The following is a 14570-nucleotide window of genomic DNA, read 5'->3' on the forward strand; positions in this document are numbered from 1 at the left end:
GCCCCATCGTAGTGGCTGGACTCACCGATCGAGCGGAACGATCACTTCCCGGCGGCGCACCGCGCTCGCGGCGGACCGCCTGCCGATCGGCAGTCCGGCCCCGGTCCGCAGGTCCGAGGCGATGAGGTTGTTGACCCAGCGCGCCTTCGGATCCGCATCGACGAGGAACGCCTTGAGCAGCAGCGTCGCCGGCAGCGCCAGCAGTGCGCCCAGAGCCCCCAGGACCCAGTACCAGAACAGCAGCGACAGGAAGCTGATGAACGGGGTGACCCCCACCGACTCCCCCGTGAACTTGGGCTGGATGATCGACTGGATCACGAAGTTGAGCACCGAGTAGGCGATGACGACCCAGAGGGCCGCCACCCATCCCTGGTCGACGAGCGCCAGCAGGGCCGGCGGCACGAGGCCGATGACGAAGCCCACGTTGGGGATGTAGTTCGTGAGAAACGCGAGCACGCCCCACACGAGAGCGAGCGGGACGCCGATGATCTCGAGCGCGATGACGTCCAGGAACGCGACGATGAGTCCGAAGATCGTCGCGACGACCCAGTAGCGGCGCACCCCCTGCGCGAACGAGGTGAGCGCCTGCGCGAAGCGGGGACGGACGGCGGCAGTGGCGCGCAGACGGTGATCGATCGACATCGAGTCCATCGCGACGAAGAAGACCGCCATGACGACGGAGGTGAGCAGCCCGACAACCGTCGACACGTTGCTGAACACCGCCCCGGCGGCGCCCGCGACCGAGTTCGCGTCGATCGCCGCCAGCTGGTCCTCGAGGAACGCGGGCGTGAGCCCCATCGTCGCGAGCCACTCCGCCGAGTCCTGCACGATCTGCAGCATCTTCTCCGTGTACGACGGCAGGAGGATGACGAGGCGGGCGATCGACCAGCCGGTGAGCGCGAAGAACGCGGCCAGCAGGGCCAGGACCACGAGCACCGTCACCATCGCCGCGACGAAGCGTGGCACCCGCAGCCGGATGAGGTGCGCCTGCAGCGGGTGGACGATGATGACGAGGTTGAGCGCGAGGAAGACCGGGGCGACGATCGACTGCAGCTCGCGGAACACGGCGATCGTCACGACGAGCGCCGCGATCCCCACCGTCACGAGCACGTAGCGGGGCAGCCCCCACGCGGTCGGTCCCGACTCCGCCGTCCCCGCGGCCGGAGCCGCATCCGCGAGGTCCGGACGTGCCGTCGGCTGCGACGCGTCCGCGCTCACCGGCGGATCACCGCCGCTTCCGCTTCTCGCGGATCCGCATGCCCAGCTGGATGGGCGTGCCGGTGAAGTCGAAGGTCTCCCGGAGGCGGCGCAGGATGAACCGGCGGTAGCCCGGGTCCAGGAACCCCGTCGTGAAGAGCACGATGTGCGGCGGCCGGTGCGAGACCTGCGTGCCGAACAGGATGCGCGGCTGCTTGCCGCCGCGCACCGGGTGCGGGTTGGCGGCGACCAGCTCGCCCAGGAACGCGTTGAGGCGGCTCGTGGGGATCCGGCGGTCCCAGCCCGCCAGCGCCGCGTCCAGTGCGGGCACGAGCTTCTCCGCATGCCGACCGGTCTTGGCGGAGATGTTGACCCGCGGCGCCCAGGACACGTGCGCCAGGTCCTTCTCGATCTCCCGCTCCAGCCAGTGCCTGCGCTCCTCGTCGAGGAGGTCCCACTTGTTGAAGGCGAGCACCAGGGCGCGTCCGGCCTCCGTCGCGCTGCGGACGATGCGGATGTCCTGCTCGCTCAGCGGCTCGCTGGCCTCGAGCAGCACGAGTGCGACCTCCGCGCGCTCCAGGGCGGTCTGCGTGCGCAGCGACGCGTAGTACTCCGCGCCGCTGGCCTGGCGGGCTCGCTTCTTGATGCCGGCGGTGTCGACGAAGCGCCACTGCCGCCCGCCCAGCTCGACGACCTCGTCGACGGGGTCGCGCGTCGTGCCTGCGACGTTGTCGACGAGGACCCGGTCCTCCTTCGCCAGGTGGTTGAGCAGCGAGGACTTCCCCACGTTGGGGCGGCCCACGAGCGCGATGCGACGCGGTCCGCCCGGCTCCTCGGCCGCGTCGACCTGGGAGAACTCCGGCAGCACCTCGACGATGACGTCCAGCAGGTCCGCGACGCCGCGGCCGTGCATGGCGGAGACCGTGTGCGGCTCGCCCAGTCCCAGCGACCACAGTTCCGCCGCCTGGATCTCGCCGCGCTCGTCGTCGACCTTGTTCGCCGCGAGGATGACGGGCTTGCCGGCCCGGCGCAGCATCCGCACGACGTGCTCGTCCGTCGAGGTCACCCCGGTCGTCACGTCGACGACCAGGAGGACCGCGTCCGCCTGGTCGACCGCGATCTCCGCCTGTCCGGCGATGCGGGAGGCCATGCCGCGCGCGTCGATGTCCCAGCCTCCCGTGTCGACGAGTGTGAGGGGACGACCGCCCCATTCCGCGGAGTAGCGGACGCGGTCGCGGGTCACGCCCGGCACATCCTCGACGACGGCCTCGCGGCGGCCCAGGATGCGGTTGACGAGCGTCGACTTGCCCACGTTGGGCCGGCCCACGATCGCGAGCACCGGCGCCGGCTTCAGGAGGGCCGGGGCCGCGTCGTCGGCCTCGAAGGCCTCGAGCAGCGCGCGGTCCTCCTCCTCGAGCTCGTAGGCCTCGAGCCCGCTGCGCAGCGACTGGGCGCGCTGGTGGGCCTCCTCCTCGTCGATCGCCGCGAGCCGGTCGACGAGGTCGTCGTCCGGGTCCGGGGTGAAGTCCGCGTCCGGCTCCGCTGCCGGGTCGTCGTGGGGGTGTGTCATGAGGAGGTGCCTTCCAGGAGCGTGAGCACGGCCTCCACGGCCTCGTCGAAGCTCACGTTCGTCGTGTCGAGTGTGTGGACGCCGTCCGCCGCGGTGAGGAAGCTGGTCGTCTCCGAGTCCCGACGGTCGCGATCCGCGACCAGTCCGCGGGTCGCCTCGAGGGACGCCGCGTCCGCCGTCCCGTGCAGTTCCTGCGAGCGCCGGGCGATCCGGACGGACTCGTCCGCCGTCATGAGGATCCGCACGTCCGCGTCCGGTGCGACGACGGTCGTGATGTCGCGGCCCTCGACGACGATCCCCGGCGTCGTCTGCGCGATGATCTCACGCTGGCGCTCGATGAGCTCGTCGCGCGCGTCCTGCACGCCGGACACGGTCTGGACGTTCTGGGCCACCTGCGGCTCCCGGATGTCCTCCGTCACGTCGATCCCGTCGATCTCCACGGAGAACGCGTCCGGGTCCGTCGAGATCTCCAGTTCCGCACCGCGGACCAGCTCGACGACGTCGCCGGGGTCCGTCACCCCGCGGTTGAGGCACAGCCAGGCTGTCGCGCGGTACATCGCACCGGTGTCCAGATAGCCGTAACCCAGCCGTCGTGCCACTTCCTTCGACGTGCTGGACTTGCCGACCCCGCTGGGACCGTCGATCGCGATGACTGCCATGCTCTGCACCCTCTCGTGCTGTACCTCGTGTCTGGAGTCCAACCCTATCCGTCCGCGGGACCGGAATCGTGCGGCGCGACGGGCCCGGTCGCATCCGTCTCCGCCTGGTCCGGCAGCCTCCACCCGCGGGCGCTCAGTCCGGCGACGAGGTCCTGGACCCGATCGGGCAGCACCATGATGTCGAGGCTGCCCAGCCGGTGTCCCGTCGCGTGGTCGATGCGGACGTCCTCCACGTTGATGCCCAGCTGGTGCACGTCCGTGAACAGGCGCGCCAGTCCGCCGGGCTCGTCGCCCACGACGACGGTGACGATGCCGTAGACCACGGGCTGCTGACCGTGCTTGCCCGGCACCCGCTGGTGGCCCTCGTTGCCCGCCGCGATCGCCTGCGCGATCGTCGCGTAGCCGCCGGGGCCCAGGTCCAGGGCGCCGATGACCGCGTCGAGGTCCGCGCGCACCCCGGTGAGCACGTCGCGCACCTCGGACGCGTTGCCCGCGAGGATCTGCGTCCACAGTCCCGGGTCCGAGGCCGCGATCCGGATGACGTCCCGCAGCCCCTGCCCGGCCAGTGCGATCCCGTCGACCGGCATCTCGATGAGCTGCGCCGCCATGAGCGAGGCGAGCACCTGCGGCGCGTGCGAGACCCGGGCGACCGAGGAGTCGTGGAACTCCGGCTCGAGGTGCAGGACCGTGGCGCCCACGGCCTCGGCGACGGCGACGACCTGCGCCAGCCGCGCCGGCGGCGTGTCGTCGTCCGAGCAGACGACCCACGGGCGCGCCTCGAAGAGGTCGACCCGGGCGGAGACCGCACCGGACCGCTCGCGGCCGGCCATGGGGTGGGACCCGATGTAGCGGTCCAGCTCATCCCCCGCCGAGGCCGCGCGGACCCGGTCGAGGATCGTCCCCTTGACGCTCGCGACGTCCGTCACGGTCGCCTGCGGCAGCGCCCGCAATTGGTCGACGATGACGTCCGCCGCGACGTCCGGGGGCGCTGCGACGACGACCAGCTCCGTGTCCGGGTGCGGGTCCGACAGCGCGCCTGCGCCCATGTCCGCGGCCAGGCGGCCCGCGGTGGGCGAGGTGTCCTGCAATGTCACCGCGCAGCCGGCGCGCGTGAGCCCCAGACCCACGGACGTGCCCAGCAGTCCCGCCCCCACGATGTGCACGCGGTGCGGGAGGTCGGCTCGACTCACAGATCGACGGCCTTCATGAGGTCGGCCAGCTCGTGCGGGCGCAGGGCGCGCAGCTTGCCGGGCCGCTGCTCCGCGAGTGCGATGGGTCCGAAGTGGGTGCGGACGAGGCGCTCGACGGGGGTGCCCACGGCCTCGAGCAGCCGGCGGACGATCCGGTTGCGGCCGGAGTGCAGGACGACCTCGACGAGCGCGCGGCCCGGTGTCGAGTCGATGAGGCGGAACGAGTCGACGTGGGCGATCCCGTCCTCCAGCTCGATCCCGTCGCGCAGCCGGGCGCCCGCGTCGCGGGGCACCGGTCCGCGCACCTGCGCGAGGTAGGTCTTGGGGACCTCGTAGCGGGGGTGCGTGAGGCGGTTGCTGAGCTCGCCGTCGTTCGTCAGCAGCAGCAGCCCCTCCGTGTCGTAGTCGAGGCGGCCCACGTGGAAGAGGCGCTCCGGGCGGTCGCGGACGAACTCCGCGATCGACCGGCGGCCCTCCGGGTCGCTCATCGCCGTCACGACCTTGGCCGGCTTGTTGAGGGCCAGGTAGACCTTCTCCGGGCTGGTCGTGATCCGCATCGTGTCGACGTGGACGGCCTGCGTCTCCGGGTCGACGCGGGTGCCCAGTTCGCGGACGACGACGCCGTCGACCTCGACGCGCCCCTCCGTGATGAGGGTCTCGCACGCGCGGCGGGAGCCCAGTCCCGCATCCGCGAGGACCTTCTGCAGGCGCACACCGTCCTCGCGGTGCACGTCGGAGACCGGGCCGGACGCCTGCGCGGCGCGCTGGTGGCGATCGCGGCGCGACGGACGGCGGGAACGATGGCCGGGAGACCGGGGGTCGGAAGTGCTCATTCCCCCATTATCCCGAACTCGGCGCCATCCGCCGCACCGGCCTCGCCGGCGCGCAGCGCATCGTCGCCCTCCGGCAGGAACGGGGCGATGTCCGGCAGGTCCTCGATCCGCTCCAGTCCGGCGACTTCGAGGAACGCGGGGGTGGTGACGAACCGCACGCCGCCGGTCGTCTCATCCGCCCCCGCCTCGACGATGAGGCCCCGCAGCAGGAGCGTGCGGACGACGCCGTCGACGTTGACGCCCCGGATCGCGGAGATCCGCGCGCGGGTGACCGGCTGCCGGTACGCGATGACGGCGAGGGTCTCGAGGGCTGCCTGCGACAGCCGTGCCGTCTGCCCGGCCGTGAGGAACGCGGAGACGACGTCGTGCTGCTCCGGCCGCGAGTAGACCCGCCAGCCGCCGGCGGCCCGCGTCAGTCGGAAGCCGCGCCGGCGGCCGTCGCGGTCGCCGTCGTAGTCGGCCGCCAGCTCCTCCAGCCCGCGGGCGACCTCGTCCGGCTCGACGCCCAGGCCGTCGCTCAGCTGCGCGACGGTCACCGGGTGGTCGACGACCATGAGGACGGCCTCGAGGCCCGCCAGCAGCTCCGCCGTGGGCTCAGTCATCGTCGTCCCCGTCCGCGGACGCGTCCGTCTCCGCCTCCGAAGCGGTGGCCGGGTCGTCCGCCGAGGTCGCGGCCGGGTCCGTCTCCCCCGTGCGCGCCGCGACGGTGAGGGGACCCAGCGCCTCGGGCTGGTCGAATGTGCACAGGCCCGCCTTGAAGAGCTCGAGGAGCGCGAGGAACCGCGCGACGACGACGAGGCGCGAGTCCGCGTCCTCGACGAGGGCTGCGAAGTCGATGCGCTCCTGACCGCGCAGACGGGCGAGGACGAGCGCGCGCTGCTCCGTCACGGACACGCGCGCGTCGTGCAGGTGGTCGAGCGCGACGGACGGCGGCGTCCGGTCCCGCGAGACGACCGCCGCGTACACCGCCGCCAGCACGGGTCCGGAGGTCTGGAAGTCCAGCGGCGGCAGGAGGCGCAGGAAGTCCTCCTCGAGCGGCACCGCCCGCGGCACCGCCTGCCCCGCGTCCTCCATCCGCTGGGCGAGTACGCGCGAGACCTCCTTGTACGCGCGGTACTGCAGGAGACGTGCGAAGAGGAGGTCGCGGGCCTCGAGCAGCTCGAGGTCCAGCTCGTCCTCGACCTCCGCCCCCGGCAGCAGTCGGGCCAGCTTGAGGTCCAGCAGGGTCGCGGCGACCAGCAGGAAGTGGCTCAGCTCGTCCAGCCCGCGCGTGCCGCGCAGGGTCGCGACGTGGGCCAGGAAGTCGTCCGTCACCTCCGCTAGCGCGATCTCCGTGATGTCGAGCGACCGGCGGGCGATGAGGTCGAGGAGCACGTCGAAGGGGCCGGAGAAGTTCTCCAGCTCGACGGTGAACCCGGACGCGGAGCCGGCCGCGGCCTCGGCGTCGTCCGCGGGGCCCGCGGTCGCCTGCTCCGACGACTGCTCCGGCGCCTGCGCCAGTGTCAGGGCGCGCCTCCGCGGGCGATGAGCTCGCGTGCCAGCCGGCGGTAGGAGTCCGCCCCGCGGTGCGAGGGCGCGAAGGTCGTGATGGGCTCCGCCGCGACCGTCGCGTCCGGGAACTTGACCGTCCGGTTGATGACGGTCTCGAACACCGTCTCGCCGAACGCGTCGACGACGCTCGCGATGACCTCGCGGGCGTGGAGGGTGCGGCCGTCGAACATCGTCGCGAGGATGCCGTCGATCGTGAGCGACGGGTTGAGGCGGTCCTGCACCTTCTCGATCGTCTCGACCAGCAGCGCGACACCGCGCAGCGCGAAGAACTCCGTCTCGAGCGGGATGATGACGCCGTGCGCGGCCGTGAGCGCGTTGACGGTCAGCAGGCCCAGTGACGGCTGGCAGTCGACGAGGATCACGTCGTACTCGTCGGACACCTTCGCGAGCGCGCGCGCCAGCACCTGCTCGCGGGCGACCTCGCCCACCAGCTGGATCTCCGCCGCGGACAGGTCGATGTTCGCGGGCATGACGTCGATGTCCGCGACCGCCGTCTGGTGGATCACTTCGTGCGGGTCCAGGCGACCGTTCATGAGCACGTTGTAGACGGACTGATCGAGCGAGTTCGGGTTGATGCCCAGTCCCACGGACAGGGCGCCCTGCGGGTCGAAGTCGACCAGCAGCACGCGGCGGCCGTACCCGGCCAGCGCCGCACCCAGGTTGATCGACGACGTCGTCTTGCCCACGCCGCCCTTCTGGTTCACCATCGCGATGATGCGTGCGGGCCCGTGTCCGTCGAGCGGCGCAGGCTCCGGGAACTCCCGGACCGGGCGCCCGGTGGGGCCCGGTGCTGCGTCGGACTCGATGTCGAGCCGCTGCTGCGAGTCTGCCACGTGCTTCCTCATCTCCTCGCTACTACGGTCTGGCTCAGCCTATCGCGCGGGGGTGGGTCGAGGCGTACACCTCGCGGAGCGACTGCACGGTCACCCGCGTGTAGATCTGGGTCGTGACGACGGACGCGTGGCCCAGGAGCTCCTGCACGACGCGGATGTCCGCCCCTCCCTCCAGCAGGTGGGTCGCGAAGGTGTGGCGCAGCGTGTGGGGCGTGACCCCCTCGACGCCCGCCTGCTCCGCCGCGCGGCGCACGATCGTCCACGCGGACTGGCGGCTGAGCCTGCCACCGCGCTGGTTGAGGAAAACGGCGCCGGCCCGGTCCGTGCTGCGGGCCCGCGCGGCGAGTGCGGGCCGGCTGCGGACCAGCCACGCGTCCAGCGCTGTGCGCGCGTGGGAGCCCACCGGTACCAGCCGCTCCTTCGCCCCCTTCCCGTAGAGGCGCACGGTCCCGTGGGCGAGGTCGAGGTCGTCGAGGTCGAGGCCCACGGCCTCGCTGATGCGGGCGCCGGTCGCGTAGAGCAGCTCCAGCAGCGCCGCCGCCCGCTGCTGGACGGCCTCGTCGCCCTGGGTCGTGCGCAGCAGCGCCTCCACCTGGGACAGGGTGAGGCCGGACGGCAGCCGCTCCGCCTGCCGGGGCGGCGGCAGCGCGGCGGCGGGATCGCTCGTGACGACCCCCTCGCCCAGCAGGTGGTCGTGGAGGCGGCGGATCGCGACGACGATGCGGGCGCGGGAGGCCGGCGCGAGGCCGTCCTCCTCGAGGCGCGCGCGGAACGCCAGCAGATCCTGCTCCGTCACCTGGGAGAAGGCGGCGGTCCCCCGGTCGTCGAGCCACGCCAGGTAGCGGCCCAGGTCGCGCGCGTAGGCATCGACCGTGTTGCGCGAGAGACCGCGCTCCAGCTCGATGAGCGTGAGGTAGTCCTCGACGGGGGCCCGCAGGGCGCGCGGGACCTCGGGCAGCAGTTGGGCGCCGTGGCGTGCCACGTCAGTCCCTGCGCGTCGCCGCCGGCGCGGGCCAGGGGGCGTCGACGGGACGCAGACCGGTGTACCCGCGGGCACGTGCGTGGTCCGCGTGGAGGATCGCCAGCGCCGCGGCGGCGTTGCGGATCCGTCCGGCCAGCACGGCCTCGACCGCGTCGTCCAGCGGGACCCAGCGGGGGACGATCCCGCTCTCCTCGCCCTCGCGCGGTGTGCGCCGCTCCGGCGGCAGCGCGCGGATGCCGCGCGCCAGATAGATGCGGATGAGCTCCGAGGACCCGCCGGGCGTGGGGTGGAGGTCCGCCAGCGTCGCCCAGTCCCGGGCCTCGAGGTCCGTCTCCTCCCCCAGTTCGCGGGCCGCCGCGATCCACGGCTGCTCGTCCGCGATGTCGCGCAGGCCCGCGGGCACCTCCCAGTCGCGCGTGCGGATGGGGTGGCGGTACTGCTGGATGAGGAGGATGCGGTCGGCCTCGTCCACGGCGGCGATCGCGACGGCACCGGTGTGGCTCAGCACGTCCCGGGTGAGCGGCTCGTCCGCCTCCGGCACGATGAACGTCTCGCGGACGACGTCCCAGACGGCCCCGTCGAACACCCGCTGCGTGTCCGTCACCTCGACGTCGACCGGCTCATCCGCCAGGGGTCCCTCCGCCTGCGGGTGCAGTGCGTCCTCAGACATGCGTACGCTCCAGTGCGGCCCCCACGAGACCGGCGAACAGCGGGTGCGGGCGCAGCGGCCGGCTGCGCAGCTCCGGGTGCGCCTGCGTCGCGACGTAGAACGGGTGGACGTCCGCCGGCAGTTCGACGAACTCGACGAGCGCCCCGTCCGGCGACGTGCCGGACACGCGCAGACCCGCCTCCTCCAGCCGCGGCCGGTAGGCGGCGCTCACCTCGTAGCGGTGCCGGTGGCGCTCCGTGATCTCGTGCTCGCCGTAGAGACCGGCGACGACGGAGTCCTCCCCCAGCACGGCCGGCCAGCTGCCCAGCCGCATCGTGCCGCCCAGGTCGCCGTGCGCTTCGAGGAGCTCCTGCTGCTCGCTGAGCGCGGCGACGACCGGGTGCTGCGTCTGCGGCTCGAACTCCGTCGACGAGGCGCCCTCGAGTCCCAGCACGCTGCGTGCGTACTCGATGACCATGCACTGCAGGCCCAGGCACAGGCCCAGTGCGGGCAGGCCCGTCGTGCGCGCGTGGTGGAGTGCCCCCAGCTTGCCGTCGATCCCGCGGATGCCGAAGCCGCCGGGCACGCAGATCGCGTCGAGTCCGGCCAGCTGCGCGGCCGCCCCCTCCGGCGTCTCGCACGCGTCCGAGGGCACCCACCGGATCTCGACCCGCGCGTCGTGGGCGATGCCGCCGTGGCGCAGCGCCTCCGTGACGGACAGGTACGCGTCCGGCAGCTCGACGTACTTGCCCACGAGGCCCACCGTCACGGTCCGCGCGGGGTGGTGGACGCGGGTGAGCAGCGTGTCCCAGTCCGACCAGTCGACGTCGTGGAACGGCAGGTCCAGGCGGCGGATGGTGTACACGTCCAGGCCGCCGTCGTGCAGGACGCGCGGGATGTCGTAGATGCTGGGGGCGTCGATGCAGGGCACGACCGCCTCCTCGTCGACATCGCAGGCGGCGGCGATCTTCCGGCAGATGGCGTCCGGCAGCGGGCGGTCCGCCCGCAGCACCAGCGCGTCGGGCGCGATGCCGATCGAGCGCAGCTGTGCGACGGAGTGCTGGGTGGGCTTCGTCTTGAGCTCGCCGCTGGGCGCCAGGTACGGCACCAGCGAGACGTGGATGAACAGGACGCTGTCCCGGCCGATGTCGTGGCGCACCTGGCGGGCGGCCTCGAGGAACGGCAGCGACTCGATGTCGCCCACGGTCCCGCCGATCTCCGTGATGATGACGTCCGGGCGCTCCCCGTCCGGGCGCTCCGCCTGCGCGCGCATGCGCGCCTTGATCTCATCCGTGATGTGCGGGATGACCTGGACGGTGTCGCCCAGGTACTCGCCGCGGCGCTCCTTCGCGATGACGGAGGAGTAGATCTGCCCCGTCGTCACGTTCGCACCGGCGTCCAGGTCCGTGTCGAGGAAGCGCTCGTAGTGGCCGATGTCCAGGTCCGTCTCCGCACCGTCGTCGGTGATGAAGACCTCGCCGTGCTGGAACGGGTTCATCGTCCCGGGATCGACGTTGAGGTAGGGGTCGAGCTTCTGCATCGCGACCCGGAGTCCGCGCCTGCGGAGCAGGTGGCCCAGGCTGGACGCGGTGAGCCCCTTCCCCAGTGAGGAGGCGACTCCGCCGGTCACGAAGATCTGCTTGGTGGGCTGCTGTCCGTGTGCGCTCAGTTGTTTCACCACGGACCTCCATCCTACCCCCGTCCGGGCGCTGCGTCAGCGACGGTGCGCCAGCGCCTCCGCGTAGACGTCCAGCAGATCGTCCGCGATGAACCGCGCGGGGTCCGCGTCGTCGACCCTGCGCCGCACCGCGAACGCCGCCTGGGTGCGCTGCGCCGGGGAGTCCAGCAGGTCCGCGATCGCGTGCTGGAGGCCGGCAGTGTCCGCCGGATCGACGCGGACGGCGGCGTCGCCCCACGGGCGCGCCGTGCGCTCGGTGCCCAGGACGACGGTCGCCCGGCCCAGCTGCATGAGGCCCTCCGCGTCGACCGCCGTCATGTCCTTCGTCGCGACGACGACGTCCGCCGCGGCCAGCACGTCCGCCGCGGCGCCCTCGTCCGCCAGGACGATCGGGTGACGGCGGGTGAAGTTCCGCTCGACCGTGCTGCGCTCGCGGCCGGAGCCGGTGAGGGCGAACACGACCCGGCGGTCCGGCCGGTGGTCGAACATCGTCATCCCGGCCTCGAGGAGGGTCGTGAGCTCGTCGCCGTCGACGACGCGCTGCGGCGAGGCGACGAGGAAGGCGCCCGCGGGCACGTCGAGGTTCTCGCGGGTCTGCGCACGGCCCACGACCGGGGCCAGTCGCTTCGACACGTCCGGCGTGCGCAGCTGCGCGCGCTCCGTGACCGGCACGGTGTCCGCGAAGGAGTCCGCGATCGGGTCCGTCGTGCCCAGGACGACGGCGGCGGTCCGCTGGACGATCCGCGCGGAGGTGCCGTCGACGACCGCCGAGCTGCGGTGCCGCCCCACCGTCGCGACGAGGGCCGGACGCAGCCGGGCGGGCAGCCCCGTCATGGCGGCGCCGGCCAGTGCGGCGGCGTGGAGGCCGTGGGCATGCACGACGTCGACGTGCCGGTAGTGCTGGTGCAGGGTCAGGCTGGAGTCCGGGTCGGAGAGGGTCACGTGGTCGCGCGCGGCGATCGGGATGATCGCCAGCAGCGGCGAGTCCGGCAGGTCGAGCGCGCTCACGATCGAGTCCCGCGCGGCGACGGCGACGTGACGGCCGGAGGCCAGATGTCCGCGGATCGCGTCAGATGCGACCTCACCCACGGCCCCGCGCAGCGTCGTGACGACGTGGAGGATGCGGGTGTCGGGTGACACTCCGCCCTGGACTGCCTGCTCAGCGTGCATGTGCGTTTCCTTCCGGTGTGGCGACGGCGCTCCGCCACGCCCAGCCTACCGGCTGACCTCCGCGTACGCGGACCGGGCCGCTGCGGCCGCGTCCTCCTCCGTGGGCAGGTCGAGGGCGCGCAGCGCCGCCTTCCGGCCCAGCTCCTGTCGCAGCCCCGGATCGTCCAGCAGCCGGCGCAGGCCCGCCGCGAACGCCCGGGAGTCGCCGGCGGGCACGAGGATCCCCGCGTCCTGGACGAGGCCCGGAGTGCCGCCCGTCGCGGTCGCGAGGATCGCGCGGCCGGCCAGCATGGCCTCCTGCAGGACGAGGGCGCGGGCCTCCCAGCGGCTGGAGAGGACGAAGATGTCGCTCACCTGGTTGAGCGCGGCGATGTCGGAGCGCTGGCCCAGGAAGTGGACGGCGGGTCGCCGCCCGTTGCGCGCGTGCTCGTCGATGCGCTGCTCCAGCCGCTCCGCCTCCGCCTCATCCGCGGAGCCCGCGATGAGGCACTGCGCCTCCGGATGGTCGGGGGCGATGTCCGCGAGCGCGTCGACGAGCACGTCGTAGTCCTTCTGCGGTGCGATCCGGCCCACCGCCAGGATGAGGGGCCGGTGAGCGGGATGTCCAGGTCCCGGCTGAGCGAGCTGCGCAGCAGATCCGAGTTCACGTCCTCGGCGAAGCCCTCCGGTGGGGACGCCGCGGGCGCGAACGACGCCGAGGCCGCCCCCAGGTCGCGGGCGAGCTCGACGAGGTCTTCGCTGACGCCCAGGACGCGGTCCGCGCCGCGCGCGATCGCGGTCGCGACGGCGCGCTCCGCGCGACCGCGGGCACCGGAGCTCATGAGCGTGTTGTGCCAGCTGGAGACGAAGCCGGGACGCCCGCGCATCCCCGTGAGGGACGCGAGGGTCACGAGGGAGGCGCGGAAGCCGTGCGCGTGGACGACGTCCGCGTGGAACGTCGTGATGAGTCGACGGAGTCGACGGGCGGTCACCGCGTCCCGCGGCGACACGGTCGTGCCGATCTCCAGCGGGGCGAAGCGGACGCGGGTGCCGTCCGCGAAGCCGAACTGCTCCTGCGTCCGGGCGGGCCCGATGACCCCCACGGTGTCGCCCTGGTCCGCCAGGCTGCGGGCCAGTGCGGCGACGTGCGTGCCCACGCCCCCCGTGGAGGTGCCCAGAACGATGAGGATGCGCATGTGCGTGTCGACCTTCCCAGAGCGTCCGCGTCCCGGTGTCCCCCGGTGACCGTCGCTCACCAGAGTAACGTCTGCGCCTCAGCGCAGCGCCCGCAGATGGGTGAGTGCGGTGCGGTCCAGCAGCGCCACGAGTGCCGCGCCCGTCAGCACGGCCGCGGTGCCGGCGGCCAGGCCCGCGACGACGGAGGGCACCGGCGCGTGTCCCAGCAGCTCGCCCAGGCCCCGTGCTGTGAAAGTGCCCGTGAGCGAGCCCAGGACGGCGCCCGCTCCGGCGACCAGGAGGGTGCGCGGCAGACCGGCCAGCGCGGTCGAGCCGCGGGCGCGGAGGATCCCCAGCAGGAGGACGAGTCCCGCGATCGTCATGCCCACGACGTGGGCGGCGCCCACGAGGACGAGGGTCCGCGGGGCCGGCGCCGCGGTGACGAGCGGGATGCCCGCGACGACGCTCAGCGCGACGGCGGACCAGCCGATCGCCGTGGCGATCGCCGCGATCCGGGATCGCTCCAGTGCGTAGAAGACGCGGGTGCCCCACGCGACGAAGCACCAGCCGGGCACCGCCCACGCGATGACGCGGACGGTGTCGCTGAGGGCGGGGAAGACCTCGCCGGCTTCGGACCGGGCCGCGTCGAGTCCGCCGAAGAAGTGCCCCAGCGGACCGGCGGCGGCGAACAGGAGTGCCGCGCCCAGCAGGCCCAGCACCACGACGAGCCGGGACGTGCGCGCGATCATCCGGTCCGTGTCCTCAGTCGCCTGCGGGTCGGAGGCCAGTTCGGACAGCCGCGGGAACGCGATCGTCGCGACCGGCACCGCGAGCACGGCGTACGGCAGCAGGTAGACCGCCTGCACGTAGCTGAAGACGACGAAGACGCCCGCGCCGCCCACGCGGTTGGCGACGACCATGATGATGAGGATCGCCGCCTGCTGCGCCAGGAGGACGGCCATGCCGGCGGCGGCCAGGCGGACGGCCCGGCGCCCGGCCCCCACCGGGAAGCGGAGGGTCGGCCGCAGGCGCAGGCCGGTCCGCGCCGTGGGGAGCGCGAGCGGCAGGGCCAGCGCCGCGACCCCCGCGGTCGTGCCCCACCC

14 protein-coding genes and 1 pseudogene are annotated in these 14570 nt (G+C 73.1%); all 15 read right to left on the reverse strand.

The window, feature by feature from the left end:
- Window positions 1–21: 21 nt before the first annotated feature.
- Window positions 22–1218, reverse strand: coding sequence for an AI-2E family transporter (locus HGBR_RS13225; protein WP_019159825.1), 1197 nt, complete (start codon window positions 1216–1218; stop codon window positions 22–24).
- A gap of 7 nt (window positions 1219–1225) precedes the next feature.
- The gene (der, locus tag HGBR_RS13230; protein WP_019159826.1) at window positions 1226–2767 is read right to left on the reverse strand and encodes a ribosome biogenesis GTPase Der; all 1542 of its coding nucleotides are present in this window, start codon (window positions 2765–2767) and stop codon (window positions 1226–1228) included.
- Complete coding sequence (cmk, locus tag HGBR_RS13235; protein WP_019159827.1) at window positions 2764–3426, reverse strand: (d)CMP kinase; 663 nt, start codon at window positions 3424–3426, stop codon at window positions 2764–2766. Before cmk ends, der begins: the two co-directional genes overlap by 4 nt.
- Window positions 3427–3470: 44 nt before the next feature.
- Window positions 3471–4616 carry a prephenate dehydrogenase gene (locus tag HGBR_RS13240; RefSeq protein WP_019159828.1) on the reverse strand — a complete coding sequence of 382 codons (1146 nt, stop codon included), beginning with the start codon at window positions 4614–4616 and terminating at the stop codon, window positions 3471–3473.
- The gene (locus HGBR_RS13245) at window positions 4613–5449 is read right to left on the reverse strand and encodes a pseudouridine synthase (RefSeq protein ID WP_019159829.1); all 837 of its coding nucleotides are present in this window, start codon (window positions 5447–5449) and stop codon (window positions 4613–4615) included. The genes HGBR_RS13240 and HGBR_RS13245 overlap by 4 nt, the downstream gene beginning before the upstream one ends.
- A complete protein-coding gene (scpB, locus tag HGBR_RS13250; RefSeq protein ID WP_019159830.1) occupies window positions 5446–6051 on the reverse strand; it encodes an SMC-Scp complex subunit ScpB in 606 nt (201 codons plus the stop codon). The genes HGBR_RS13245 and scpB overlap by 4 nt, the downstream gene beginning before the upstream one ends.
- A complete protein-coding gene (locus HGBR_RS13255) occupies window positions 6044–6823 on the reverse strand; it encodes a segregation and condensation protein A (RefSeq protein WP_019159831.1) in 780 nt (259 codons plus the stop codon). The genes scpB and HGBR_RS13255 overlap by 8 nt, the downstream gene beginning before the upstream one ends.
- A gap of 128 nt (window positions 6824–6951) precedes the next feature.
- Entirely contained in the window at window positions 6952–7845 is an 894-nt protein-coding gene (locus HGBR_RS13265; RefSeq protein WP_019159832.1) for a ParA family protein, read from the reverse strand.
- Between the two features lie 22 nt (window positions 7846–7867).
- Window positions 7868–8815 carry a site-specific tyrosine recombinase XerD gene (gene xerD / locus HGBR_RS13270; RefSeq protein WP_019159833.1) on the reverse strand — a complete coding sequence of 316 codons (948 nt, stop codon included), beginning with the start codon at window positions 8813–8815 and terminating at the stop codon, window positions 7868–7870.
- Between the two features lies 1 nt (window position 8816).
- Window positions 8817–9485, reverse strand: a complete 669-nt coding sequence (locus HGBR_RS13275; protein ID WP_019159834.1) for an NUDIX domain-containing protein — start codon at window positions 9483–9485, stop codon at window positions 8817–8819.
- Window positions 9478–11145: a CTP synthase gene (locus HGBR_RS13280; protein ID WP_019159835.1), complete on the reverse strand. Its 1668-nt coding sequence runs from the start codon at window positions 11143–11145 to the stop codon at window positions 9478–9480. The genes HGBR_RS13275 and HGBR_RS13280 overlap by 8 nt, the downstream gene beginning before the upstream one ends.
- A gap of 33 nt (window positions 11146–11178) precedes the next feature.
- On the reverse strand, window positions 11179–12312 hold the full coding sequence (locus tag HGBR_RS13285) for a glycosyltransferase (RefSeq protein WP_019159836.1): 1134 nt from the start codon (window positions 12310–12312) through the stop codon (window positions 11179–11181).
- A 45-nt stretch (window positions 12313–12357) separates the two neighbouring features.
- A complete protein-coding gene (locus HGBR_RS20910) occupies window positions 12358–12885 on the reverse strand; it encodes a glycosyltransferase (RefSeq protein WP_019159837.1) in 528 nt (175 codons plus the stop codon).
- Between the two features lie 137 nt (window positions 12886–13022).
- Window positions 13023–13487, reverse strand: a pseudogene (locus HGBR_RS20915) (glycosyltransferase family 4 protein); the annotation flags it as partial.
- 78 nt (window positions 13488–13565) lie between these two features.
- Window positions 13566–14570 (reverse strand): lipid II flippase MurJ (locus HGBR_RS18020; RefSeq protein WP_040365135.1); only part of this gene is annotated, 1005 nt, incomplete at its 5' end.

The sequence above is a fragment of the Brevibacterium senegalense genome, assembly GCF_000285835.1.
GTDB lineage: Bacteria > Actinomycetota > Actinomycetes > Actinomycetales > Brevibacteriaceae > Brevibacterium > Brevibacterium senegalense.